Here is a 23,473-nt window from a genome sequence, read left to right as displayed (position 1 = left end):
GAGAAAAGCAGTATGAATAACGCACTGGGACTGGTTGAAACAAAAGGGCTTGTCGGCGCTATTGAAGCCGCTGATGCCATGGTGAAATCCGCAAACGTGCAGTTGGTTGGTTACGAAAAAATCGGCTCTGGCCTTATCACCGTTATGGTTCGCGGTGATGTCGGCGCGGTGAAAGCAGCCGTAGATGCAGGAAGCGCAGCCGCAAGCGCCGTTGGTGAGGTGAAATCCTGCCACGTTATCCCGCGTCCGCACAGCGACGTTGAAGCCATTTTACCTAAATCCGCATAAGTCGTTGCAACCAAGGAGCACAGCGTGAAGCAATCACTGGGATTACTTGAAGTTAGTGGTCTGGCATTAGCCATCAGTTGCGCGGACGTCATGGCGAAAGCCGCCTCCATCACGCTGGTGGGCCTCGAAAAAACCAACGGCTCAGGCTGGACGGTGATCAAGATAATCGGGGATGTGGCCTCCGTCCAGGCGGCCATTTCCACCGGTGTCAGTTTCGCTGACCAGCGAGATGGACTGGTGGCTCACAAAGTCATTTCCAGACCCGGGGATGGGATCCTGTCGCATAGCGTTGTCCTGGAGCCTGAGCCAACGCCCGAACCCATACCAGCCGTAGCGCATGAAGAGATATTTGTAGACCATGATGTACCCGAAGCACCGCAAGATGCAGAGTTGATTAGCTGCAATTTGTGTCTTGATCCTGCCTGCCCTCGCCAAAAAGGCGAGCCGCGCACGCTTTGTCTTCACTCTGGCAAACGAGGTGAAGCGTAATGGATAAACAGCAACTGGAGACCACTGTCGCTAAGGTTCTGGACGAAATGCGCGAGCGCCCGATTCCGCTGGGGATCTCTAATCGTCATATTCATCTGTGCGCTGAAGATTACGGTCGCTTGTTTCCCAATCACCCCATTAGTGAGAAAAAAGGGCTGCTGCAGCCAGGACAATATGCAGCAGAGCAGACTGTCACGCTGGTGGGGCCAAAAGGTCAGTTAAAAAATGTGCGTTTACTCGGCCCGCTGCGCAGTACCAGCCAGGTCGAAATTTCTCGTACCGACGCCCGCACGTTGGGAATTGCTGCTCCGCTGCGGATGTCGGGCAATATTCAGGGCACACCCGGTGTTCGTCTCGTCAGCCCATTTGCTGAACTGGACTTAGCATCCGGGGTGATCGTCGCCCAACGGCATATCCATATGTCTCCGCTCGATGCTCTGATTCTGCGGGTTTCCCATGGCGATAAAGTTTCGGTCGCCATTAATGGCGATGAACGTCGACTGATTTTCGATAACGTCGCCGTACGCGTTTCGCCGGATATGCGCCTCGAAATGCATATTGATACAGACGAAGCCAATGCTGCAGGCGCTGATAATCCCCAGGCATTCGCCACACTGGTGACCTCACGATGAACAACGAACTGCTGCAACGCATTATCGAGGAGGTTGTTTCCCGATTAAAAAAACGCGCGGAAAGCACGCTCACTCTTAGCGTCGCGCAGTTACCGGAAATCGATTCACGGACAGTATGCTGCCAGTACTCGTCGCTCCATCTCCAGCAAGTGGATCTGCCATTACTGGAACAAATTGCCGAAGGCTGCCCAGCCAACATGTCGGTGGGAAAGATTCACGACGCGCTGGCATGCGGAGTCCGCGTGAAAATTTCACTACAACACCGATTGTTACCCGCAATCCCCGTGAAAAAACTCGCACGTCTGCCGCTGGAGTTCAATGACGAACGGGGACGAATCATCTTTTTGCATCCTGAGAAGCTTCTCAGCTATGCCGACGTCGCCCAATTAAGGGATGGCGTACTGGTGTTGCGCCGTCGGTGTGTTGTGACGGCTCTGGCTCAGGAAGCAGTCAGTCTGCGAAATGTCCAACTAATTAAGCAGGAGTGAGCTATGCATCTGGCCCGGGTTACAGGCGTTGTGGTTTCCACGCAAAAATCCCCATCACTGGTGGGAAAAAAACTGTTGCTGGTACGTCGGGTAAGTGCTGACGGAGAGCTTCCTGCATCCCCTGTGAGTGGAGATGAAGTCGCTGTTGATTCTGTCGGCGCAGGGACCGGCGAACTGGTATTACTCAGCAGCGGATCCAGCGCCAGACACGTTTTTTCTGGCCCTAATGAGGCCATCGATCTGGCTATCGTCGGCATTGTCGACACGCTTTCTCGTTAGGAGGAACTATGGCGATTTATACCCGCACTGGTGATGCCGGAACAACAGCCCTCTTTACCGGACTGCGCGTGAGCAAAACGCATCCACGCGTGGAAGCCTACGGTACGCTGGACGAACTGAATGCGGCGCTAAGTCTGTGCGTTTGTGCAGCGAAAACCCCGCAGCACCGGCAGTTACTTGAAAATATCCAGCTGCAGCTTTTTTGGTTCAGCGCCGAACTGGCAAGCGAAAGCGAAGAACCAACGCCAGAGCAGCGCTACATCAGCTCAGAAGAAATTGCGGCACTGGAAGCGGCCATCGATACCGCAATGGGAAGAGTACCGCCCCTGCGCAGCTTTATTCTACCTGGCCGCAGCGAAGCCGCCAGCCGACTGCACTTTGCCCGTACGCTGGCACGCCGTGCAGAGAGACGACTAGTCGAACTCTCCACCGAGATATCCGTCAGACACGTGCTGATGCGTTATATCAATCGCCTGTCCGACTGCTTATATGCGCTTGCACGAGCAGAAGATCATGACGCTCATCAAAACGACATCATTCAGAAAGTGGCTGAGCGCTATCTCGCTGCCGTTCAAGCACCTGCCATAAAGGAGCCGACTATGTCTCTGTCTTTTCAGGAGCTCCACCAACTCACTCGCGCTGCGGTGACGAGAGCAGAAGAACTTCAGGTTCCGGTCGTCATAAGCATTGTTGATGCGAACGGGACCCAAATGGTGGCCTGGCGCATGCCTGACGCTTTACTCGTGAGTAGCGAACTGGCACCCAAAAAGGCCTGGACTGCCGTGGCGATGAAAACCGCCACGCATGAGCTGACATCGGCAGTGCAACCCGGCGCTGCACTTTACGGTCTGGAAAGCCATATGCAGGGAAAAGTCGTCACCTTCGGTGGCGGGTACGCATTATGGCGTGAGGGTTTACTCCTCGGGGGTCTTGGCATCAGCGGAGGAAGCGTTGAACAGGATATGGACATTGCAGAAACGGCCATTGCGGCGATTAACGTGAGAACACATCAATGAATACTTCAGAACTTGAAACCCTTATTCGTAACATTTTGAGTGAGCAACTCGCCCCGGCAAAAGCAGAAGTTCAGGGTAACGGTATTTTTCCGTCCGTTGGCGAAGCTATCGATGCAGCGCATCAGGCTTTTCTGCGTTACCAGCAATGTCCATTGAAAACCCGCAGCGCCATCATAAACGCCCTACGCGAAGAACTGACGCCTCATCTTGCTTCACTGGCTGCTGAGAGCGCTGCCGAAACGGGGATGGGTAACAAAGAGGCTAAGTTCCTTAAAAATAAAGCCGCGCTGGACAACACTCCGGGTATCGAAGATCTCACCACCACGGCGTTAACCGGTGACGGCGGCATGGTGTTATTCGAGTATTCACCGTTTGGCGTGATTGGTTCTGTCGCCCCCAGTACAAACCCGACAGAGACCATTATTAACAACAGCATCAGCATGCTGGCGGCAGGGAATAGCGTTTACTTCAGTCCGCATCCGGGTGCTAAAAAGGTTTCACTCAAGCTGATTGCCATGATCGAAGATATTGCTTTCCGTTGCTGCGGAATTCGTAATCTTGTCGTCACGGTCACAGAACCCACTTTTGAGGCTACCCAGCAGATGATGGCGCACCCTAAAATCGCAGTTCTGGCGATTACCGGTGGCCCAGGCATTGTTGCTATGGGCATGAAAAGCGGGAAAAAAGTCATCGGCGCAGGCGCAGGAAATCCACCCTGCATTGTTGATGAAACGGCCGACCTGGTTAAGGCGGCAGAGGATATCATCAATGGCGCATCCTTTGATTACAACCTCCCCTGCATCGCTGAGAAGAGCCTGATTGTTGTTGATGCCGTTGCCGAACGACTGGTTCAACAGATGCAGTCTTTTGGTGCGATGCTTCTCAATAGCGAAGAGGTAGACAAACTGCGCGCTGTCTGTCTACCAGAAGGCATAGCCAATAAAAAACTGGTGGGTAAAAGCCCGGCAACCTTACTGGAAGCAGCAGGAATACCTGTTCCGGCAAAAGTACCTCGATTACTGACAGGCATCGTCAAGGCTGACGACCCGTGGGTTACCAGCGAGCAATTGATGCCAATGCTCCCCGTCGTAACGGTGAGCGATTTTGACAGTGCATTAACGTTGGCCCTGAAAGTTGAAGAGGGATTGCATCACACCGCCATTATGCATTCGCAAAATGTGTCACGTTTGAACCTTGCCGCGCGCACGCTTCAGACCTCCATCTTTGTGAAAAATGGCCCCTCTTACGCCGGGATCGGCGTTGGTGGCGAAGGTTTTACAACCTTCACTATTGCGACGCCAACCGGTGAAGGAACAACATCTGCGCGCACTTTCGCACGCTCTCGTCGTTGCGTGCTGACAAACGGTTTTTCTATTCGCTAATGGGGCCGTTATGAATAGCTTTTCACTGCAAACTCGATTGTACAGCGGCCAGGGAAGTCTGGATGTGCTCAAGCGTTTCACGAATAAGCATATCTGGATTATTTGCGATGGTTTTCTCGCGCGTTCTCCCCTGATTGAAAAGCTGCGCAACGCTCTGCCAGCGGATAACCGCATCAGCATTTTCAGCGATATCACCCCCGATCCCACCATCGGTACGGTAGTACAAGGGATTGCACAAATGCAGTCCCTGCGACCGGACGTCGTGATGGGTTTTGGTGGCGGCTCAGCACTGGACGCCGCAAAAGCCATCGTCTGGTTCAGCCGACAGTTCGGTATTGAAATTGAAACCTGTGTTGCAATTCCCACCACCAGCGGCACAGGCTCCGAGGTAACCAGTGCCTGCGTGATTAGCGATCCGGATAAAGGCATTAAATATCCATTATTCAATAATGCGCTTTACCCGGACATGGCCATCCTTGATCCAACGTTGGTTGTCAGCGTACCACCTGCCATCACCGCGAATACCGGCATGGACGTGTTAACGCATGCGCTGGAGGCTTACGTGTCCACGAAGGCCAGCGACTTCACAGACGCACTGGCTGAAAAAGCGGCTCAAATCGTCTTCCAGTACCTGCCTGTCGCCGTCAGCAAAGGCGACTGTCTGGCAACCAGGGGGAAAATGCACAATGCATCAACGCTCGCGGGAATGGCATTTAGTCAGGCTGGACTGGGGATCAATCATGCGATTGCCCATCAGTTGGGTGGTCAGTTTCATCTGCCGCATGGACTTGCCAATGCGCTGCTGCTGACCCATGTCATTCATTTTAATGCCCGCGATCCGCGAGCTGCGAAGCGCTATGCCCGTTTTGCTAAAGCCTGCCACCTATGCCCGGATAACGCGAACGATACAGCAGCATTGAATGCGCTCATTCATCATATTGAGCTACTGAAAAAACAGTGTGCGTTGCCTTCTTTTGTTGACGCGCTTAAAGACGGAAAGCAAGCCTGGTCACAACGTATCCCGTCGATGGTTCAGGCCGCGCTGGCTGACGTCACGCTGCAAACCAATCCTCGTGTTGCCGATGCCAGTGCCATGCAGGAACTGCTTGAGGAATTATTATGAAGACAGCCATGACGGCAGAGTCCACGCTTTATGATGCACAGACCATTCGCGAACGCGTTCGCGCAGCGGGTGTTGTCGGCGCCGGAGGCGCAGGCTTTCCTGCTCACGTAAAATTACAGGCGCAGGTCGATACCTTTCTGGTCAATGCGGCTGAATGTGAGCCAATGCTGAAAGTTGACCAGCAGTTGATGGCCGTCCAGGCTGAGCGACTTATCCGCGGCGTTCAATATGCCATGACGGCGACCGGAGCCAGTGCCGGGATTATTGCGCTCAAAGAGAAATACCAGAAGGCTATCAATGCATTAACGCCCCTTCTGCCTGCCGGGATCCGCTTACATATTTTGCCTGATGTCTACCCGGCTGGTGACGAGGTTCTGACCATCTGGATGGCAACAGGTCGGAGAGTTCCGCCTGCCGCGCTGCCAGTCAGCGTCGGTGTAGTGGTCAATAACGTCCAGACCGTGCTCAACATCGCCAGAGCAGTTGAGCAGCAGTACCCCGTTACGCGTCGCACCCTGACCGTTAACGGTGCAGTCGCCAGTCCCATCACACTCACTGTCCCTATCGGAATGCCTTTACGTGACGTTCTGGCGCTGGCCGGTGGCGCAACCGTTGACGATCCCGGCTTTATTAACGGTGGTCCGATGATGGGCGGCCTGATTACTTCACTGGATACCCCCGTAAGCAAGACCACCGGGGGCCTGCTGGTTTTGCCTAAGTCTCATGCGTTGATTCAGCGGCGGATGCAGGATGAACGCACCGTGCTTTCTGTAGCAAAAACCGTTTGCGAGCAGTGCCGTTTGTGTACGGATTTGTGCCCAAGGCATTTGATCGGCCATGAATTATCCCCGCACCTGTTGGTTCGTGCGGTTAATTATCAGCAGGCGGCCACACCGCAGTTGCTGCTCACGGCCCTGACCTGTTCAGAATGTAACGTGTGTGAAAGCGTAGCCTGCCCGGTTGGGATTTCACCGATGCGCATCAACCGTATGCTGAAACGCGAGCTGCGGGCGCTCAACCATCGTTATGAAGGGCCCCTAAATCCTGAGGATGAAATGGCGAAATACCGGTTGATCCCGGTTAAGCGCCTTATTACCAAACTGGGTCTTAGCGACTGGTATCACGATGCGCCACTGGCTGAGACTGATTATTCCACAGATAAAACGACGCTGTTGTTACGCCAGCATATTGGTGCCAGCGCCATCCCATGTGTAGAACAAGGGGAACGCGTTGTTCGCGGTCAATGCGTTGCCGATGTGCCGTCCGGTGCATTAGGCGCGCCTGTTCACGCCAGTATTGACGGTATTGTCAGCGAAATCACTGAGCAATCTATCACGGTAATTAGAGGTTAATCATGTCTCAGGCTATAGGGATTTTAGAACTCACCAGCATTGCCAAAGGGATGGAAGCTGGTGATGCCATGTTAAAAAGCGCGAATGTGAATTTACTGGTCAGCAAGACCATCTGCCCGGGAAAATTTCTACTCATGCTCGGTGGTGACGTAGGTGCCGTACAACAGGCGATTGCCACTGGAACATCTCTTGCTGGCGATATGCTCGTTGACAGTCTGGTACTCCCCAACATTCATGCCAGCGTACTCCCCGCAATCAGCGGACTAAACAGCGTGGATAAGCGTCAGGCAGTTGGTATTGTCGAAACATGGAGCGTTGCTGCCTGCATCTGCGCCGCCGACCGGGCGGTTAAAGCCTCCAACGTCACGCTGGTACGTGTCCATATGGCATTTGGTATTGGCGGCAAGTGCTACATGGTCGTTGCTGGCGATGTATCCGATGTGAATAACGCAGTGACGGTTGCCAGTGAAAGCGCGGGTGAAAAAGGCCTGCTGGTTTACCGCTCTGTAATACCCCGCCCGCATGAAAGCATGTGGCGACAAATGGTGGAGGGATAATGGAAAGACAACCCACCACGGATCGAATGATTCAGGAATATGTACCTGGCAAACAGGTCACGCTGGCGCATCTTATTGCTAATCCAGGTAAAGATTTGTTCAAGAAGCTGGGATTACCAGATGCGGTTTCCGCAATCGGTATTCTGACCATTACCCCCAGCGAAGCCTCAATCATCGCCTGTGATATCGCCACGAAATCAGGGGCGGTAGAGATTGGTTTTCTCGACCGGTTTACCGGTGCGGTGGTACTGACGGGTGATGTTTCCGCCGTTGAGTACGCGCTGAAACAGGTAACCCGAACGCTGGGCGAAATGATGCGTTTTACCGCGTGTCCCATCACCCGGACGTAATCTCATGAAACGTATCATGCTAATTGGCCCCAGCCAGTGCGGTAAAACGTCGCTCACGCAGTGCATGCGGGGAGAAGCGCTTCACTATCAGAAGACCCAGGCCATAGTCTGGTCTCCTACGACAATAGACACACCGGGTGAATATCTTGAGAACCGCTGCCTGTACAGTGCGCTGCTGGCCAGCGCCTGTGAAGCAGACATTATTGCGCTGGTACTCAATGCTGACGCGCCGTGGTCACCATTTTCTCCCGGTTTTACCGGACCAATGAACCGACCCGTTATTGGCCTCGTTACCAAAGCCGATTTAGCCAATCCGCAGCGTATTTCTCTTGTGGAGAGTTGGTTAGTTCAGGCTGGTGCGCAAAAAGTATTTGTCACCAGCGCGCTGGAGAATACTGGGGTCGATGAGATGTTCATTTTTCTGAATGCAAAGGAACCTTCATGTCTCACAAAATAATGGCCATTAATGCAGGTAGTTCCTCGCTTAAATTTCAACTACTGGCGATGCCGCAGGGTGAAATGATCTGTCAGGGGTTGATTGAACGTATCGGTTTGTCTGATGCGCAGGTCACCCTAAAAACGCCAGCGCAGAAATGGCAGGAGACTTTGCCCGTAGCCGATCACCGTGAAGCCGTAACGTTGCTCCTGGAAAAACTGCTCAACCACCACATTATCAACAGTCTGGAAGAGATCGACGGCGTGGGCCATCGCGTCGCGCACGGCGGAGAATCCTTTAAAGACTCCGCGCTGGTAACTGATGAAACGCTGGCAGAAATCGAGCGACTCGCGGAACTGGCCCCTCTGCATAACCCGGTAAATGCGTTGGGGATCGCGGTATTCCGCCAGCTATTGCCCAAAACACCAGCCGTTGCGGTGTTCGACACCGCCTTTCATCAAACGCTTGATGAGCCTTCTTTCATCTATCCCCTGCCCTGGCGTTACTATGCAGAGTTGGGTATTCGTCGCTATGGTTTTCATGGTACCAGCCACAAATACGTTAGCTCACAGCTTGCTGAAAAACTGGGTGTACCACTCAGCGCCCTGCGCGTTGTTTGTTGTCATCTGGGCAACGGCAGCAGCATCTGCGCCATCAAAGGCGGACAATCGGTGAATACGTCAATGGGCTTTACGCCGCAGTCTGGCGTGATGATGGGCACGCGAAGTGGCGATATCGATCCGTCCATTTTACCGTGGATTGCCCTGCGAGAAGGCAAAACACCGCAGCAGCTCAACCAATTGCTCAACAATGAGTCCGGATTGCTCGGTGTTTCTGGCATCTCACCTGACTACCGCGACGTTGAACATGCCGCAGATACGGGCAATCACCAGGCGGCGCTGGCGTTGACGCTTTTTGCTGAGCGCATTCGTGCCACCATTGGTAGCTATATTATGCAGATGGGCGGTCTGGATGCCCTGGTGTTTACCGGTGGTATTGGCGAAAACTCCGCACGGGTGCGCGCTGCGATTTGTCGTAATCTGAATTTCCTGGGGCTGGCCGTTGATGAGGAAAAAAATCAGCGTAATGCCACCTTCATTCAGACGGAAAATGCGATGGTCAAAGTGGCGGTGATTAATACCAATGAAGAGCTGATGATTGCGCAAGACGTTATGCGTTTAGCGATATCTGAAACTGTGACATTGGGCATTCCTGCATAATACTGCCGCACCGCAAATTGCGGCAAATCATGGTAATAGCGCGATCGCCATGACACTATGCGCCGAAGATTTCTGATCACATAGGTGAAGACGTGGCTGTTGCGCAATGTCCCGCATCGTGCGGAGAACTTATCCAGGGCTGGATTCTGGGCAGTGAGAAATTGGTCTCCTGCCCGGTTGAATGGTATAGCACCGTTGAGGTCACTTCAGGTTCACCGCTGACAGATGAACGTCCACTTTCGCGGGCGATGGTTGAGAGGTTATTGCTGCACTGGCAATACCCGGCACAAATGAGTCAGGATATTCGAATTGATGTCCAGTCAACCATTCCTGTCGCTAAAGGGATGGCCAGCAGCACAGCGGATATCGCCGCCACGGCAATCGCCACGGCGCAGTATCTGGGGCATCAGCTAGACGAATCCACTCTGGCGCAGCTTTGCGTTTCGCTGGAACCTACCGACAGCACCGTTTTCCGCCAGCTTACGCTGTTCGATCACAACGACGCCTCCACGCAAATTGCCTGTGAAGCCCAGCCTCAACTCGATCTGCTGGTTCTTGAAAGTCCGGAAACCTTGCTTACTGCTGATTATCACCGTACTCCACGCCAGTCAGGGTTACTGGCGGGCGCTCCAGCGCTGAAACGCGCATGGGAAAAGGTACAGGAAGCCTGTATCAGTCAAAATCCTTATCGGATGGGTGAAGCCGCCACGCTGAGCGCGATCGCCAGCCAGTTGCTGTTACCTAAACCAAATTTTGATTCACTTTTAGCGCTGGTAGAAGAATGTGATTTATACGGTGTCAACGTTGCGCACAGTGGCAGCGTAGTCGGTCTGATGCTCGACAGAAAGCGTCATGATGTGGACTACATTAAATGGATGCTGACGCAGAAAAAATTGACGGAACACTGGCCGGAACAGCATTTGTTGCGGATGGTAACTGGCGGGGTCAAACTGCAATAAGGGCCGCCGCTATGCAGCGACCCGGACAAGCATAAAATCGTTACTCGGCTTTCGCTTCGCCGTTTTTCACTTCGCCCATCGCTTTCAGCTTTTTAGAGATGTCGCGGCGCTCTTTAGAGATCTCAGCGTTTTTGATGATGTAATCATCAACACGATCTTCATAATCGCTTTTCATGCTGGCGATAATGCCCTGAATCGCTTCCACGCTCATTCCAGGCTTGATGTAGTCGCTCAGGTTGTCCAGCAGCAGAACACGTTTCTGGTTGTCACGGATCTTTTTCTCAACGTCCTGGATTTCACGTTGCAGTTTGTTTTTACGACGGAACAGACGAACAAATTCCAGCACGTCCTGGAAAGAAGGCTTGGTAGTTTCCATTTTTACACCCCTGATAATGTGAGATTCGGATTCGTTAAAACAACGGCTAAAGTGGGTCAACATTACTTTCATGCCCGCCATACTTCAAGTTGCATCTGCATCGACCATGCATGGTTGAAACCTGAATTATCGAGGGTAAAGCCATTGCAGTTACCAATGGTTTTAGCCTTTTTCAGTATCATACCTCTAATCGTTGCTGAATCGAAGCAGCAGTAGAACCAATCCCCTCATCTGCTCTTTATTTGCGCAGCGCGCGACAGATCAAATGAGAGAGCAACTCCAGCTGTCGCGCCATTTCCATATTTAGCCAAACGTAGCCGTGAATGGGCGTTTCAGCGACATTATCGCCCTTATGCTCAGCAATAAGCTGACGTAACTCCACCACGGTGTCATTGAGTTTTTCCGTATTGGCAAGCACCGGTTGTGGATTACCTTCATACAATGCGTGGGTTATCGTCAGTAGCGCCTGTTGTGTCCTGAGCTGTGTTTCACGCAAAGTATGCGCATTCAACATAACAAAGTGGCTTGTACGGCTGGCCCAGAGCGCATTGATTTGCAGCTCAAGCATGCAGACCAGGTTACGATTAACCGTCTGAATAGCTTCAAAGATGGATTTTTGAATGCGGGTTTCTTTGCTGGCAGGAACGATGAGCCCACGCATTTTGACAACATCACTTAAAAGCTGTTGTAAATGCTTCTCCAGTCGCGGTTGCTCCAGCAGGTTGGGAGATAGCGCAGCCTGATACACCCGATTGTACCCCGTTACGCAATGCGCCAGCTGAATTCGCCAGTGTATAAATGCCCGCTGCGGCCAGATACCGGTAAACAGCATTGCCAGTAATGAACCCAGAATAACATCGCCACCGCGCCATAACGCTGTGTTCATATCTCCAGCGGGGGCACCCAAAACGACCGCAAGCGTTATACCAATCAGCAACGCCTGATACGGCTTTTTACCCAGTGCCAGCCAGCCGCAGAGAAACATCGCCACCGCGCACCATATCAGCATTAGCGGAAGTGAAAAGAGCTCCAGACGAAGAGCCACCAGCCCAAGTACCGAACCCAGTATTGTCCCGCCAATACGCTCAAACGCTCTGGGGACAACGTTCCCCCAAAAGGAAATAGGCCCCATAATTACCACCAACGTAATCAGAGGCCATGTACCTTCAGGAATGTTCAACAGGCGAACCAACAGAAAAGTAAAAAGAAACGCCAGCGCAATGCGAACACCATGCACCACACGATAATGACGATACAAACGAATTTCAAAAGGACTCAGTGACTTATCTGCACGCACTCATGCACTCCGTCAGGGAATTGCAAAGAACAGAATTGTACCTGTTTTTTGAGTGAAAACATCACCCTGATGACCAGGACATTCATCCTGATTTACACCAAAAACAGTTACTTCGACTGTACCGGCACGTACATTTCAATGTCCCAGTAGCCGTCCTCCATGCCATTGTTCATATAAACTTCAAAGCAAGGTTTAGCGGCTATCGCATACGTCGAATCCTGCAGCAGGCGCTCAAAGAACTGATACCACGGCGTCGCGAAGTCATGATTTTCAACGCGCGCAACGGCGATAGCATAGTCGCCCCCCGCCAGTTCGGTCTGGATCACCCCCTCGCTGTTTTCTGGGATCTCAAAATCTTCAGGCACAGACACCACGGTATCACAACGCAGTTTTTCCGCCGGAACAACGTCAGGATTGTCGTAATAAACGGCTATCCATTCCAGCGGTACGATCTGCTTACCGTCGACCCACATCATTAACTGCTCGAAACCCTGCTTTACCGTTTGTTCCCACGGTCCAACCATATGGAAACCGGCAATTATGCGTTTCTCAACCTGCTTTATCTCGTACTCCATATAACCTCCGTTATTACACTGTATTTATATACAGTGTAATTTTTAGGTATGACGGCCACAAGGAATCAGTGATTATTATGTGAGTAGATTCGCACTCTTGCCAGTCAGGCACATCAGGAAAAACTACGCCTTGTGGTGGAAGTAATCGCTCAAACGCGAGAAGACGCCGCCTTCGTTGACAGACTCCAGCGTAACCAGAGGCCAGTGCGCCACCAGTTTATCCCGATCGTAGAGTTCAATTTCCCCCACACGTTGATGGGCAGCAATGGGGGCAACCAGTTCTTTCTTATCAAGAACATATTTTGCCTTGATATTAGCGACTTCGGCTTTAGGCAGGGCCATCCAGAAATCCTGCTCTGTGCCAAGGCTAATTTTTTCTTTATCGCCGTACCAGATCCGTTCAATACCAACCTGCTTACCGCTACGTAATACCTGCACGGTATCGAAGTTCTGTTGTCCCCATTGCAGCAGTTTTCGCGCCTGGTCTTCACGCCCTTTCGCACTCTCCGCCCCCATCACAACTGCAATCAGGCGGCGCTGCCCATCAACGGCAGAAGCAATCAGGTTGAATCCAGCGCCGGAGGTATGTCCTGTCTTCAGACCATCGACGTTCATAGTTTTATCCCACAACAAACCGTTACGGTTTTGCTGCGTGATTCCGTTCCAGGTAAGGCTTTTTTCACTGTACATATGGTAGAAATCCGGCTCTCCATGGATGATAGCTCTCGACAGCACGGCCAGATCGTATGCTGAGCTGTGCTGACCTGGCGCATCCAGACCATGTACCGTTTCAAAATGCGTGTCCCGCAAGTTCAGCTTTTGCACATAGCTGTTCATCATCGCGACAAACTGCGGCTGCCCTCCGGCGATGTAATCCGCCAGCGCCACGCAGGCATCATTACCGGAATCAACAATTAGCCCGCGACTCAGGTCGCGCACAGAAACGCGATCACCTTCTTTCAGGAACATTAAGGATGAACCGACGAATACCGGATTATCTTTCGCCCAGGCATCGCGCCCTACGGTGACAATATCTGTCGGACTAATACGCTTGCTGTCGATTGCGCGATCGACAACATATCCGGTCATCAGCTTGGTCAGGCTGGCAGGGTTGCGCTGCTGGTGTTCATTTCCGGCTGTCAGGATTTGGCCCGTGGTGTAATCCATTAATACCCACGCACCGGCATTAATTGCCGGAGGCTGTGGAGCGAAACTGGCGACGTCGGTCGCGTACGCGGGCGAAAAACTCATCGCAAATAGTGAAGCGGCAATAAACAAACGGCGTTTCAACAGCATGTCCTCAGGAAATGGAGAAATAGCCGTTCTTTTTACGGAAGTTCTGGCGAACAAACATGGATAAATTGCAAGAAAATGTGACATAAGGCACATTTTCTTGCTGTAAGGAAAGGATTTCAGAATTCGACCGCGTCTGACGTTACCCTTTGCGCGGTGCCGTTTCTGCGTGATGGCTGCGATGACGATGATAGCCATCTATCATGCTGCGGAAAATTTGCCCCGGAGTGTCACCCAGCGTGCACAGGTAAATATGTGCACAGATGAACAGTAAGCCGACAATCGCCAACACCATATGCAGCACCAGCATCACAGGCCCTGCCCCTATTACCTGCGGGTAGAGGCATAACAACCCGGTGATGATTAGCAGCGGAACCAGCGCATACATGATGGCCAGATAAGCCAGCTGTTGTAGCGGGTTAAATTTACTCTCTGCCGTTGCGGCAAACGGGTGTGATTCACCCTTCATGATGCCATACAGATAAAAGCGCGTTTGCAACAAGCAGCGTGATATCAACCCGTTAAACTTCACCCGGTAATGACAACCGTTGCCGCTGGTTGCGTTGATTAGCACAAAACCAACCCAGAAGGCCAACAAGGCGAAACCGCACCAGGTATGTACCTGCACCATCAATGCCACCGGTCCGACAGAGAAGTGACCAAACAGGCCACTCAGCAAAAGCAGGATAAAAAGCAGCGCATTACCCCAGTGCCAGCGGCGGACTGCCAGAGAATAAAGGTAATCCCGGTGCTCTTCTCCGGTTGCCGTCTTGGGTGCCAGCATCCGACGTAACAGCGCGTGCATAACCAGGCCCGCAATCATCAGCACAACAACAACGCCTGCATAAATGAGCCACAGCGGCCAGTAGTCCGGCGCATAGTTAAGCTCTGCTCCCCAGATAGAATTCATGCTTTACCCTCCTGATGGATCTCTTTACGCCGATAAACACTCACCGGACCGCTACGCGTATCCTGCTGGCGATAAACCTCTTTTTGATTTATCCAGTGCTGAATTTCCGGATCGTCACGACGACCAAATTTCAGCGCATCCGTCGGACAAACGGAAACGCAGGCGGGCGATTGACCGCTCTCGAGTCGGGTATCTGCGCAGAAGTTACATTTGTCGGCAATTCCCGTTTGCGGATTGAGATAACGGACATGGAACGGACAAGCGGCAACGCAGTAGTCACAGCCAATACAGCGAGACTTATCCACTTGCACAATGCCATTTTCGTCGCGAAATGATGCACCGGTCGGACAAACGCTGACACACGGCGCATCTTCACAATGCTGACAGGAAACGCGAACAAACTGGAAGTGGGACAGCACCTCGGGTTCATGTTCGGGTGAACGGATCTGCACCTGTAGACGGCTAAATCCCTCTGGCACATCATTCAGAACTTTGCAGGCAACCGTACATGCCTGACAGCCGATACAGCGTTTCTCGTCATGCAGCATGACATAAGGGTTCGTAGATTGATTCATGATGTTCTCCTTTCTCATGCCCGACGAAGCGTAACGCCAGCGGTGTGGACCACCGTACCGGAAACCGGACTGGTAACATGCGGAAGCAAATTACCGCAATGGATGCCGTGCGTTGTCGCTGCGGTTTTGGCTCCCGCCTTGGCGCCAAATCCCATATAAACAAACAGCGTATCGGGCCGAATTCCGGCGGTGACCAGCGCTTTGCCTTTTTCCTTGCCGGTCGCATTTTCCAGCCAGATGTCATCACCGCTTTTGATGCCTTTTTCACGGGCCGTTTGCGGGTGGATCCACACCGCGTTATCCCACATCAACTCGCTAAGCAGTGGCACGTATTGCGTCGCACCGTTGGTATGAACCGCCACTTTTCCCTGGATAAAATAGAGTTCACTGTCGCCTTTAAGCGCAAAATTGCGCGCGCGCGGAATACCGTAGCCAGGCAGGAGCGTTTCCAGCTCTTCGGAATAGAGTTCGATTTTTCCTGACGGAGATTTAAAGCGCAGTTGCTCGCCATAGGTACCGTCGCTGTCAACCGCCACCGCGCCCGGATAGCGTTCCACAAACTGACGCACCGCTTCAGGTTCACGCAGCAGCAACGGAACACCCCACTCCCGATACCCTTTCTGACGCAATTCAGCAGATAGCGCATGATCGCCATTAAGCTGGTATAACTGACGCGTTTGCATATCCTGCCATGGGTAGAATTGGCCAAGGCCTAACTGCACGGCCAGCTCTTTCCAGATTTGCCAGCTCGGACGCGCATCACCAATAGGTTCTACTACCTGCTGACGCAGGGCATAGGCTGGATTCAGACCCGACATGTCTGAAACTTCTTCATCGCGCTCAAGGTAAGTACATTCAGGCAAAAGGTAGTCGGCATACGCCGCGCTTTCGCTTAAATAGACATCACAACTGACCACAAGGTCGAGCTGTTCAACGGTTTTGACCAGATCTGGTCGACAGGTTACGGTTTGGAAAGGGTTGTGTCGGGACATAATCCATCCCTTCACCGGATAAGGCGCCTGGTTTAACACAGCATCAATGATGCTTTGCACCACACCACCGCCCGCCGCGATGTACTTAAACTGCGGGGCTACCAGATCGATACGCTGCGCCGTTGGCTTGGGTAATTTGACATCGGGTTTTGCCAGCACCGGAGCGACCTTCTCTCCAGCCAGCTTATTGTAAGTTGCCGCCGCTTTTTTCTGATACAAACCGCCTTCACGCTCAATATTGCCAAGCAGCACATTGAGGGTAAAAATCATGCGCCGCATATCAATTTCTTCTTGCGAAAACGTCGCGCGATGGCCCGGACTGACGATGGCATGAGGCGCGCAGGCGGCCATTTCGCGGGTGACCCGAACAATGACATCAGCAGGCACATCCGCGAGCTGCTGCGCCCATTCCGGCGTGGTCTCTTGTACCGCTTCTGCCAGTTGCTCAAACCCCGTGGTGTAGCGCGCAACAAAGTCCGCGTCATACAGATTTTCATTGATCATGACGTGACACATGGCCATCAGCACCGGTAAATCGCCGCCCGGCTTGAGCGCATGCCATTCATCCGCCTTGCTGGAGAATACGGACAGACGGGGATCGAAGCTGACCATCTTCGCCCCCTTCTCCTGCGCGGTCATCAGCTCATGCGTATCAGCAACCTCGATCCCTTCATAGAGGTTATGGCCAAAAGAGACCATATAACGGGTATTGGCGATATCCATGGCTAAATCGCCACCCATCATCACTTTAGCGGCAATGGCTTTACCGGCAGGACACGTTGATGCGTGAGTAAAGGTATTCGGTGACCCGAAAGCCGTCGCGAGGTGAAATAAATGACCAGACAGCGAGCCAGATTTAGACGAGAAGACGACTCCCTGGGGACCATATTGCGTTTTTATTGCCGTCATTTTTTCGGCGATTTCTTTATACGCCTGTTCCCAGCTAATAACCTGCCAGTCACCGCTCCCGCGAGGTCCTGTGCGTTTCATGGGTTTAACAATGCGATGAGGGTCGTTGACCAGGCTAACGCCGCTGCCGCCGCGAGCGCAGACACGTGTCCCCTGCTGTGGCGCATTAGGGTTTCCCTGAATAAAAACCGTTTTATTATTAATCACCTGAGCCTGAATTGGGCAGCGAAAAGAACACATCTCGCACAAACTTGGCGTCAGGGATGTTTTCCCTTTGATGCTCTCTGGAGAATTTCGCGCCAGTGCCCCAGGCGGGAAACTGCCTATCGCACAGGCTGAACAGCCTATACCCACTCCTCGCAAAAAATTACGCCGACTAATGCTCATATAACCTCCTGTTATTAGATATATCCAATAATTATATGGCGTTTGGATTATTTATTTTTTACATCAATCACATTTCATTACAATGCATGACAGCGAATTGACATAAATAAAAAACCATTGTTTATAAAAGATTTTTAAAGTTTCCAGAACACAGTAAATAAAAGGGAAATAACAATAATGGTTATCAGTTAGATTATTTACAAACCCGCAACCTCAAGATATTTTATTTCCGTAATTTATTTTAACAGTGCGGAATTTATTAATTAATTCCATTAATGTCCTGTTTATCTCAATTTTATTGCGTACACAATCCAGCTTCGATAATGCCATAGCTGATTATCTCGCTATTTTTTGGTATTCTTGAACCAGCGCTAAATTGATCCCGGACATAACTGAACAATGAATGACGGCAAGCAGCAACCTGGTTTTCTCTTCCACGATTACGAGACCTTTGGTACCCATCCGGCGCTGGACAGACCCGCGCAATTTGCGGCTATCCGCACAGATAATGATTTCAACATCATCGGTGAACCAGAAGTCTTTTATTGCAAACCCGCGGACGATTATCTGCCGCAGCCTGAGGCGGTGTTGATTACGGGTATCACACCGCAGGAAGCACGAGAAAAGGGAGAGAATGAAGCCGCATTTGCTGCACGCATCCACGCCCTGTTCACCGTGCCGAAAACCTGTATTCTGGGCTATAACAACGTGCGCTTCGATGATGAGGTGACGCGCAACATCCTGTATCGCAATTTCTACGATCCCTATGCCTGGAGCTGGCAGAACGATAATTCGCGCTGGGATCTGCTGGATGTGATGCGCGCCTGCTATGCCCTGCGCCCTGAAGGCATTAACTGGCCGGAAAACGACGACGGCTTACCCAGCTTCCGCCTGGAGCATTTGACCAAAGCCAACGGTATTGAGCATACCAATGCTCACGATGCTATGGCGGACGTATACGCCACAATCGCAATGGCGCAATTAGTGAAGTCGCGCCAGCCGCGTCTGTTTGATTATCTCTACAGCCATCGTAATAAGCACAAGCTGGCCGCGCTGATTGATGTCCCGCAAATGAAGCCGCTGGTCCATGTCTCTGGTATGTTCGGCGCATGGCGCGGAAACACCAGTTGGGTAGCGCCGTTGGCGTGGCATCCGGAGAATCGTAACGCGGTTATTATGGTCGACTTAGCCGGTGATATTTCGCCGCTGCTCGAACTCGACAGTGATGCCCTGCGCGAGCAGCTCTACACGTCTAAAGTGGATCTGGGTGATAACCCGGCCGTACCGGTTAAACTGGTGCACATCAACAAATGTCCGGTACTGGCACAGGCTAATACCCTGCGTCCGGAAGATGCCGACCGTCTTGGCATTAACCGCCAGCACTGTCTGGATAATCTCAAAGTTCTGCGTGAAAATCCGCAGATACGCGACAAAGTGGTCGCGATCTTTGCAGATGCGGAACCCTTTACACCGTCAGATAACGTGGATGCCCAACTGTACAACGGCTTTTTCAGCGATGCTGACCGTGCGGCGATGAAAATCGTTCTGGAAACCGAACCACGCAATTTACCGGCGCTGGATATCTCCTTTGTCGATAAGCGCATTGAAAAACTGTTGTTTAATTACCGTGCACGTAACTTCCCGGGAACGCTGGACGAAGCAGAACAGCAACGCTGGCTGGACCATCGCCGCCAGGTATTCACACCGGAGTTTTTGCAAAATTACGCCAATGAACTGCAGTTATTGAGCCAGCAGTATGCGGATAACAAAGAAAAGTTGATGCTGCTGAAATCACTCTGGCAGTATGCCGAAGAGATTGTATAAATCCCACACATAAAAAACGGAGAACATGTCTCCGTTTTTTTTAGTTAAATGCTGTTATTACGCGACATCTTCGTCGTACTGCGGCACCGGGTTGCGGAAGCTTTTGGTCACACAAGCCAGGTAAATCAGACCGATACCGGCCCAGATCAGACCCAGAACCATTGAGCTCTCTTCCAGATTCACCCACAGCGCACCAACGGTCAGCGCACCGCACATCGGCAGGAACAGATACTGGAAGTGGTCTTTCAGCGTCTTGTTACGCTTCTCACGGATCCAGAACTGGGAGATCACCGACAGGTTAACGAAGGTAAACGCCACCAGCGCACCAAAGTTAATCAGCGCCGTCGCCATCACCAGGTCGAAGTTGATTGCCAGCAGAGCAATCGCACCAACCAGAATGATGTTCATAGACGGAGTACGCCATTTCGGGTGTACATAACCGAAGAAACTTTTCGGGAACACGCCGTCACGCCCCATCACGTACATCAGACGCGCTACGCCAGCATGCGCCGCCATACCGGACGCCAGTACGGTAATGGTAGAGAAAATCAGCGCGCCAACCTGGAAGAACTTACCAGCGACGTACAGCATGATTTCCGGCTGTGAAGCGTCTGGATCTTTGAAGCGCGAGATATCCGGGAAGTACAGCTGCAACAGATAGGTGGAGACGATAAAGATCAGGCCACCAATCAGCGCAGTCAGGAAAATCGCACGCGGGATCACGCGCTCAGCGTCTTTGGTTTCTTCTGACAGGTTGCTGATACCGTCAAAACCGGTGAACGAGAAGCACAGGATCGTAGCGCCCGTGATCATCGGGATCACGTGTGCATCACCTGACCAGAACGGACGGCTGCTTGCCAATGTACCAGCACCTTCCCCTTCGAACACGCCATAAACGACCATGCCGAGGATCACTGCAATCAACACCACCTGCAACAACACGATTACGGTGTTGAAATTCGCAACGGATTTAAGGCTGCGCAGGTTAAAGGCGGTCATAAAGGCCACCAGCGCCACCACGAATATCCATGACGGTATCGACGGCACCAGGGCTTCAAAATAAATTTTTGCCAACAGAATGTTGATCATCGGAGCGAACAGGTAGTCCAGCAGTGATGACCAACCCACCATAAAGCCAACGGTCGGGCTAATGGATTTCTGGGCGTAAGTGTAGGCAGAGCCTGCAGACGGATAGCGACGCACCAGTTTACCGTAGCTCAGTGCGGTAAAGAGGATGGCGATCAGTGCAAAGGCGTAAGCTGTCGGGACGTGACCATCGGTCATTCCTGATACGATACCGAATGTATCGAACAGCGTCATCGGCTGCATATAGGCAAGGCCCATCATGACAACCGGAACCAGCGTAAGCGTTTTACGTAATTCCACGCGAGAGGTGTTTGGAGTAGCGTTATGCGACATGGTTATCCCCCATTACGGCGAAAACCGTCGCGTAAGCAAAAAATTGCCCCATTTTTTGTTAATCCTCAGCGACAACAACTGTCGATTTTTAAGTAAGTATCTATCCGGTACGAAGCCCGGCCTCTTTTATGAATGATTGGTTTGATGCAAAAAAATAACCGACGCGTATTAAAACGTCGGTTAATGTCATTTTTTGCAAGCGGCGTATTTTGCCCTAAATTGGGGAGAAATAACAAGAGATTGAAGCGACCACAAAAGAATATTTTTTCTTAACTGATTGATTTGTCAGCAGCCGTTTTAACATACACCCCCGCAATAGCACTATTTGCTAAAATTTCATCCCGCCACCAGGCACTGGCCAACCCGGCAGTCTGTTCATTCCAGCCTATCCACACGGGTTCAAAGACCATTTGCGCGACCACTTTTTTCTCAATCAGTGCGCCGCTCTCCAGAAATCGCTGCGCCAGGTAGCGCGGAATATAGCCACATCCCAAACCGCTGATTTGCAGTTCCAGCTTGGTTTTGAAGTCAAAAACGGTAATGGCTTCTTGATCGTCAAGCACCTGGGAGCCTGAGACGTTGGCATGCTGCGCATTGTCGCCCACCACTATGGCGCGAAAACGGCGAATGGTACGACGATTTAACGGTTCCTGTTCCTGCGCCAGCGGATGATGCGGCGCAACCACAAATACCTGTTCCAGAACCCCGAGTCGCGCAAAGCCAAATTCACTCGCAGCAGGCGGTTCGTGCATGGCACCGACAATAATATCCGCCCGGCCCTGAGTGAGAGCATCCCAGGAGCCGCCCAGCACGCCATTGATAAATTTCAGGCGCGTCACGCTGTGGTGTTGATAGAAAGATTCGATGAGTGGGGCCAGCAGTGAAAAGGGAAACGTATCATCTACGCCAATAACCAGTTCATTCTCCCAGCCTTCGTGAAGTTTAATCGCCTGCTTTTCAAGTTCGCGGACGGTGTGCAGCACCTCCCGCCCCTTTTCCAGCAGCATCTGCCCGGTGCGGGTGAACTTAGCCCGGTGTCCGCTGCGATCGAGTAGCTGAATATTAAGATCGCTTTCCAGCTTATGGACGGTGTAGCTGAGCGCAGACGGCGTCTTAAACAATTTTGCCGACGCCGCCGCGAAACTGCCCTCTTTTTCTAATGCATCGAGGATGATAAGAACGTCCAGCAGTGGTTTCATACTCGCCCCCTGGCGGTATACAGCGGCACTCTGCTGGATTGTCACTCCATCGGCATCACCAGCGGGTCAGGATACTGGTACTCAAACCCAAGCTCATTACAAATACGGTTGCCATCAATGACTTTACCTTTACCGTTATCCGTACCGCCGCGAAATTCCGGCGGCTCCATCCCCAACTGGCGGGCCATCTGCGGATAGAACACGTTACGCGCTGGATGCATAGGCGCACATATATTATAGATGTGTCCCCCTTTAGGCGCTTGCAGCAGTAACGTGATGGCAGAAACCACATCGTCCAGATGCACCAGATTGACGCCATGATGTCCGTCAGGTGCCGTCTTGCCAGCGAAGAAGCGACCAGGATGTCTTCCCGGACCGACCAACCCGGCCAGACGCAAAATATCCACCGATGTGCCTGGCAAATTGTGCAACCAGTCTTCAAGTTCTTTCAGGACACGACCGCTCGCCGTGACCGGATTACGCGGCGTCCCCTCTTTCACTGTGCCTTGAACGTCACCATAGACTGACGTCGAACTGGTAAAAATAATTCGTGGGATCCGATACGCCAGCGCGCTGTCGACCAGTTCCTGCATGGCCTGCAAGTAAAATGCTTCCCCAGGACCGCTACGACGCGCAGGCAGCGTAATAACCAGCGCATCGGCGTCCATCAGTGCATCGAGATCGTCAGCCTCACAGACCAGTTCAGGTTCCAGGCGCAGCGAGTAACTCTCGATACCGCTCATGCGGGCCGCTTCCACCCCATCCAATGTGGTTTTGCTGCCGGTAACCTGCCAGCCTCTCGCCGCCAGCGACATGGCTAACGGCATGCCTAACCAACCTAACCCGACAATTGCGACCTTTTTCATGCCTTCTCTCCTGACTTTTGGCCTATAACGCAAGGCTACGCCAGCCCACGGTGGCTGACAATTCATAGTATCAATATGAAATGAATTAATGATCAAAAAAAGCCCTTGCTTTCCGTAGCTAAAGTGGTTTAGGTTAAAAGACATCAAATGAATAAACATTCATCGAGAAAATTTATGACACGCGCTCAATTCAAACACCATCATCACCATCATCCTGACTAGTCTTTCAGGCGATGTGTGCTGGGAGACGTTTAAATCTTCCAGCGGTGCATGAGCGTAT

The 23,473-nt window shown here is 52.0% G+C and carries 25 protein-coding genes, 1 pseudogene and 1 other annotated feature; of the genes and pseudogenes, 16 read left to right on the top strand and 10 right to left on the bottom strand.

All coding sequences use genetic code 11. From position 1 onward, the window contains the following. The first annotated feature begins 12 nt into the window (after positions 1-12). The 14 genes from pduJ (at position 13) to FDW94_RS04710 (ending at position 10,571) form a co-directional block, all read left to right on the top strand. Positions 13-288: a propanediol utilization microcompartment protein PduJ gene (gene pduJ / locus FDW94_RS04775; protein ID WP_001057752.1), complete on the top strand. Its 276-nt coding sequence runs from the start codon at positions 13-15 to the stop codon at positions 286-288. A gap of 24 nt (positions 289-312) precedes the next feature. Then, complete coding sequence (locus FDW94_RS04770; RefSeq protein WP_048235096.1) at positions 313-777, top strand: BMC domain-containing protein; 465 nt, start codon at positions 313-315, stop codon at positions 775-777. Further along, on the top strand, positions 777-1,409 hold the full coding sequence (locus FDW94_RS04765; protein WP_008785145.1) for a phosphate propanoyltransferase: 633 nt from the start codon (positions 777-779) through the stop codon (positions 1,407-1,409). Before FDW94_RS04770 ends, FDW94_RS04765 begins: the two co-directional genes overlap by 1 nt. Continuing rightward, positions 1,406-1,897 carry a microcompartment protein PduM gene (gene pduM / locus FDW94_RS04760; protein ID WP_137377228.1) on the top strand — a complete coding sequence of 164 codons (492 nt, stop codon included), beginning with the start codon at positions 1,406-1,408 and terminating at the stop codon, positions 1,895-1,897. Before FDW94_RS04765 ends, pduM begins: the two co-directional genes overlap by 4 nt. Before the next feature lie 3 nt (positions 1,898-1,900). Beyond that, positions 1,901-2,176: a EutN/CcmL family microcompartment protein gene (locus FDW94_RS04755; protein ID WP_003030211.1), complete on the top strand. Its 276-nt coding sequence runs from the start codon at positions 1,901-1,903 to the stop codon at positions 2,174-2,176. A gap of 8 nt (positions 2,177-2,184) precedes the next feature. After that, positions 2,185-3,192, top strand: coding sequence for a two-domain cob(I)yrinic acid a,c-diamide adenosyltransferase PduO (pduO, locus tag FDW94_RS04750; protein WP_137377227.1), 1,008 nt, complete (start codon positions 2,185-2,187; stop codon positions 3,190-3,192). Beyond that, a complete protein-coding gene (gene pduP, locus FDW94_RS04745) occupies positions 3,189-4,574 on the top strand; it encodes a CoA-acylating propionaldehyde dehydrogenase PduP (RefSeq protein WP_137377226.1) in 1,386 nt (461 codons plus the stop codon). Before pduO ends, pduP begins: the two co-directional genes overlap by 4 nt. A 10-nt stretch (positions 4,575-4,584) precedes the next feature. Beyond that, on the top strand, positions 4,585-5,697 hold the full coding sequence (locus FDW94_RS04740; protein ID WP_111465402.1) for a 1-propanol dehydrogenase PduQ: 1,113 nt from the start codon (positions 4,585-4,587) through the stop codon (positions 5,695-5,697). Further along, entirely contained in the window at positions 5,694-7,049 is a 1,356-nt protein-coding gene (pduS, locus tag FDW94_RS04735) for a cobalamin reductase PduS (RefSeq protein ID WP_111465401.1), read from the top strand. Before FDW94_RS04740 ends, pduS begins: the two co-directional genes overlap by 4 nt. 2 nt (positions 7,050-7,051) lie before the next feature. Then, positions 7,052-7,606 carry a propanediol utilization microcompartment protein PduT gene (gene pduT / locus FDW94_RS04730; protein WP_003030201.1) on the top strand — a complete coding sequence of 185 codons (555 nt, stop codon included), beginning with the start codon at positions 7,052-7,054 and terminating at the stop codon, positions 7,604-7,606. Next, positions 7,606-7,956, top strand: coding sequence for a propanediol utilization microcompartment protein PduU (gene pduU, locus FDW94_RS04725; protein ID WP_008785151.1), 351 nt, complete (start codon positions 7,606-7,608; stop codon positions 7,954-7,956). The genes pduT and pduU overlap by 1 nt, the downstream gene beginning before the upstream one ends. A gap of 4 nt (positions 7,957-7,960) precedes the next feature. Continuing rightward, on the top strand, positions 7,961-8,413 hold the full coding sequence (pduV, locus tag FDW94_RS04720) for a propanediol utilization protein PduV (RefSeq protein ID WP_008785152.1): 453 nt from the start codon (positions 7,961-7,963) through the stop codon (positions 8,411-8,413). Further along, positions 8,398-9,612 carry an acetate/propionate family kinase gene (locus FDW94_RS04715; RefSeq protein WP_137377225.1) on the top strand — a complete coding sequence of 405 codons (1,215 nt, stop codon included), beginning with the start codon at positions 8,398-8,400 and terminating at the stop codon, positions 9,610-9,612. The genes pduV and FDW94_RS04715 overlap by 16 nt, the downstream gene beginning before the upstream one ends. Positions 9,613-9,704: 92 nt before the next feature. Continuing rightward, a complete protein-coding gene (locus FDW94_RS04710) occupies positions 9,705-10,571 on the top strand; it encodes an L-threonine kinase (RefSeq protein WP_137377224.1) in 867 nt (288 codons plus the stop codon). A 40-nt stretch (positions 10,572-10,611) separates the two neighbouring features. Here FDW94_RS04710 and FDW94_RS04705 read toward each other — a convergent pair whose 3' ends face one another. The 7 genes from FDW94_RS04705 to phsA form a co-directional block, all read right to left on the bottom strand. Further along, positions 10,612-10,947 (bottom strand): DUF496 family protein, encoded by a 336-nt coding sequence (locus FDW94_RS04705; protein WP_003834176.1) that lies wholly within the window; start codon positions 10,945-10,947, stop codon positions 10,612-10,614. 238 nt (positions 10,948-11,185) lie between these two features. Continuing rightward, a complete protein-coding gene (locus FDW94_RS04700) occupies positions 11,186-12,244 on the bottom strand; it encodes an FUSC family protein (RefSeq protein ID WP_137377223.1) in 1,059 nt (352 codons plus the stop codon). A gap of 107 nt (positions 12,245-12,351) precedes the next feature. Continuing rightward, positions 12,352-12,819: a DNA gyrase inhibitor SbmC gene (gene sbmC, locus FDW94_RS04695; protein ID WP_137377222.1), complete on the bottom strand. Its 468-nt coding sequence runs from the start codon at positions 12,817-12,819 to the stop codon at positions 12,352-12,354. Between the two features lie 123 nt (positions 12,820-12,942). Continuing rightward, entirely contained in the window at positions 12,943-14,115 is a 1,173-nt protein-coding gene (gene dacD, locus FDW94_RS04690; protein ID WP_048235085.1) for a serine-type D-Ala-D-Ala carboxypeptidase DacD, read from the bottom strand. Between the two features lie 139 nt (positions 14,116-14,254). Beyond that, positions 14,255-15,022 (bottom strand): thiosulfate reductase cytochrome B subunit, encoded by a 768-nt coding sequence (phsC, locus tag FDW94_RS04685; RefSeq protein ID WP_137377221.1) that lies wholly within the window; start codon positions 15,020-15,022, stop codon positions 14,255-14,257. Further along, complete coding sequence (gene phsB / locus FDW94_RS04680) at positions 15,019-15,597, bottom strand: thiosulfate reductase electron transport protein PhsB (RefSeq protein WP_003834185.1); 579 nt, start codon at positions 15,595-15,597, stop codon at positions 15,019-15,021. The genes phsC and phsB overlap by 4 nt, the downstream gene beginning before the upstream one ends. 14 nt (positions 15,598-15,611) lie before the next feature. After that, on the bottom strand, positions 15,612-17,885 hold the full coding sequence (gene phsA / locus FDW94_RS04675; protein WP_137377220.1) for a thiosulfate reductase PhsA: 2,274 nt from the start codon (positions 17,883-17,885) through the stop codon (positions 15,612-15,614). A 399-nt stretch (positions 17,886-18,284) separates the two neighbouring features. On the opposite strand from phsA, the gene sbcB reads away from it, so the two are divergent. Beyond that, on the top strand, positions 18,285-19,709 hold the full coding sequence (gene sbcB, locus FDW94_RS04670) for an exodeoxyribonuclease I (RefSeq protein WP_137377219.1): 1,425 nt from the start codon (positions 18,285-18,287) through the stop codon (positions 19,707-19,709). Positions 19,710-19,766: 57 nt separating this feature from the next. On the opposite strand, the gene plaP is transcribed toward sbcB, so the two are convergent. From plaP to FDW94_RS04650, 3 genes and pseudogenes are all read right to left on the bottom strand, one after another. Then, on the bottom strand, positions 19,767-21,128 hold the full coding sequence (gene plaP, locus FDW94_RS04665; protein ID WP_003834188.1) for a putrescine/proton symporter PlaP: 1,362 nt from the start codon (positions 21,126-21,128) through the stop codon (positions 19,767-19,769). A gap of 214 nt (positions 21,129-21,342) precedes the next feature. After that, positions 21,343-22,327 (bottom strand): annotated as a pseudogene (locus tag FDW94_RS04655) (LysR family transcriptional regulator). 41 nt (positions 22,328-22,368) lie between these two features. Continuing rightward, positions 22,369-23,193, bottom strand: coding sequence for an SDR family oxidoreductase (locus FDW94_RS04650; RefSeq protein WP_008785162.1), 825 nt, complete (start codon positions 23,191-23,193; stop codon positions 22,369-22,371). Positions 23,194-23,367: 174 nt separating this feature from the next. On the opposite strand from FDW94_RS04650, the gene hisL reads away from it, so the two are divergent. Next, positions 23,368-23,415, top strand: coding sequence for a his operon leader peptide (gene hisL, locus FDW94_RS04645; protein ID WP_100250077.1), 48 nt, complete (start codon positions 23,368-23,370; stop codon positions 23,413-23,415). Then, positions 23,391-23,473: a sequence feature (His leader region), on the top strand. (Overlaps the previous gene by 25 nt.)

The sequence above is a fragment of the Citrobacter sp. wls757 genome (assembly GCF_005280935.1).
GTDB classification, from domain to species: Bacteria; Pseudomonadota; Gammaproteobacteria; order Enterobacterales; family Enterobacteriaceae; genus Citrobacter; species Citrobacter portucalensis.
Note: the sequence above shows the minus strand (reverse complement) of the source record. Positions and strands in the feature narration are given on the sequence as shown.

Coding starts and splice junctions, on each gene's coding strand:
- pduJ (WP_001057752.1), top strand. CDS start 13: ATGAATAACGCACTGGGACTGGTTGAAACAAAAGGGCTTGTCGGCGCT.
- FDW94_RS04765 (WP_008785145.1), top strand. CDS start 777: ATGGATAAACAGCAACTGGAGACCACTGTCGCTAAGGTTCTGGACGAA.
- pduM (WP_137377228.1), top strand. CDS start 1,406: ATGAACAACGAACTGCTGCAACGCATTATCGAGGAGGTTGTTTCCCGA.
- FDW94_RS04755 (WP_003030211.1), top strand. CDS start 1,901: ATGCATCTGGCCCGGGTTACAGGCGTTGTGGTTTCCACGCAAAAATCC.
- pduO (WP_137377227.1), top strand. CDS start 2,185: ATGGCGATTTATACCCGCACTGGTGATGCCGGAACAACAGCCCTCTTT.
- pduP (WP_137377226.1), top strand. CDS start 3,189: ATGAATACTTCAGAACTTGAAACCCTTATTCGTAACATTTTGAGTGAG.
- FDW94_RS04740 (WP_111465402.1), top strand. CDS start 4,585: ATGAATAGCTTTTCACTGCAAACTCGATTGTACAGCGGCCAGGGAAGT.
- pduS (WP_111465401.1), top strand. CDS start 5,694: ATGAAGACAGCCATGACGGCAGAGTCCACGCTTTATGATGCACAGACC.
- pduT (WP_003030201.1), top strand. CDS start 7,052: ATGTCTCAGGCTATAGGGATTTTAGAACTCACCAGCATTGCCAAAGGG.
- pduU (WP_008785151.1), top strand. CDS start 7,606: ATGGAAAGACAACCCACCACGGATCGAATGATTCAGGAATATGTACCT.
- pduV (WP_008785152.1), top strand. CDS start 7,961: ATGAAACGTATCATGCTAATTGGCCCCAGCCAGTGCGGTAAAACGTCG.
- FDW94_RS04715 (WP_137377225.1), top strand. CDS start 8,398: ATGTCTCACAAAATAATGGCCATTAATGCAGGTAGTTCCTCGCTTAAA.
- FDW94_RS04705 (WP_003834176.1), bottom strand. CDS start 10,947: ATGGAAACTACCAAGCCTTCTTTCCAGGACGTGCTGGAATTTGTTCGT.
- sbmC (WP_137377222.1), bottom strand. CDS start 12,819: ATGGAGTACGAGATAAAGCAGGTTGAGAAACGCATAATTGCCGGTTTC.
- dacD (WP_048235085.1), bottom strand. CDS start 14,115: ATGCTGTTGAAACGCCGTTTGTTTATTGCCGCTTCACTATTTGCGATG.
- phsC (WP_137377221.1), bottom strand. CDS start 15,022: ATGAATTCTATCTGGGGAGCAGAGCTTAACTATGCGCCGGACTACTGG.
- phsB (WP_003834185.1), bottom strand. CDS start 15,597: ATGAATCAATCTACGAACCCTTATGTCATGCTGCATGACGAGAAACGC.
- phsA (WP_137377220.1), bottom strand. CDS start 17,885: ATGAGCATTAGTCGGCGTAATTTTTTGCGAGGAGTGGGTATAGGCTGT.
- sbcB (WP_137377219.1), top strand. CDS start 18,285: ATGAATGACGGCAAGCAGCAACCTGGTTTTCTCTTCCACGATTACGAG.
- plaP (WP_003834188.1), bottom strand. CDS start 21,128: ATGTCGCATAACGCTACTCCAAACACCTCTCGCGTGGAATTACGTAAA.
- FDW94_RS04650 (WP_008785162.1), bottom strand. CDS start 23,193: ATGAAAAAGGTCGCAATTGTCGGGTTAGGTTGGTTAGGCATGCCGTTA.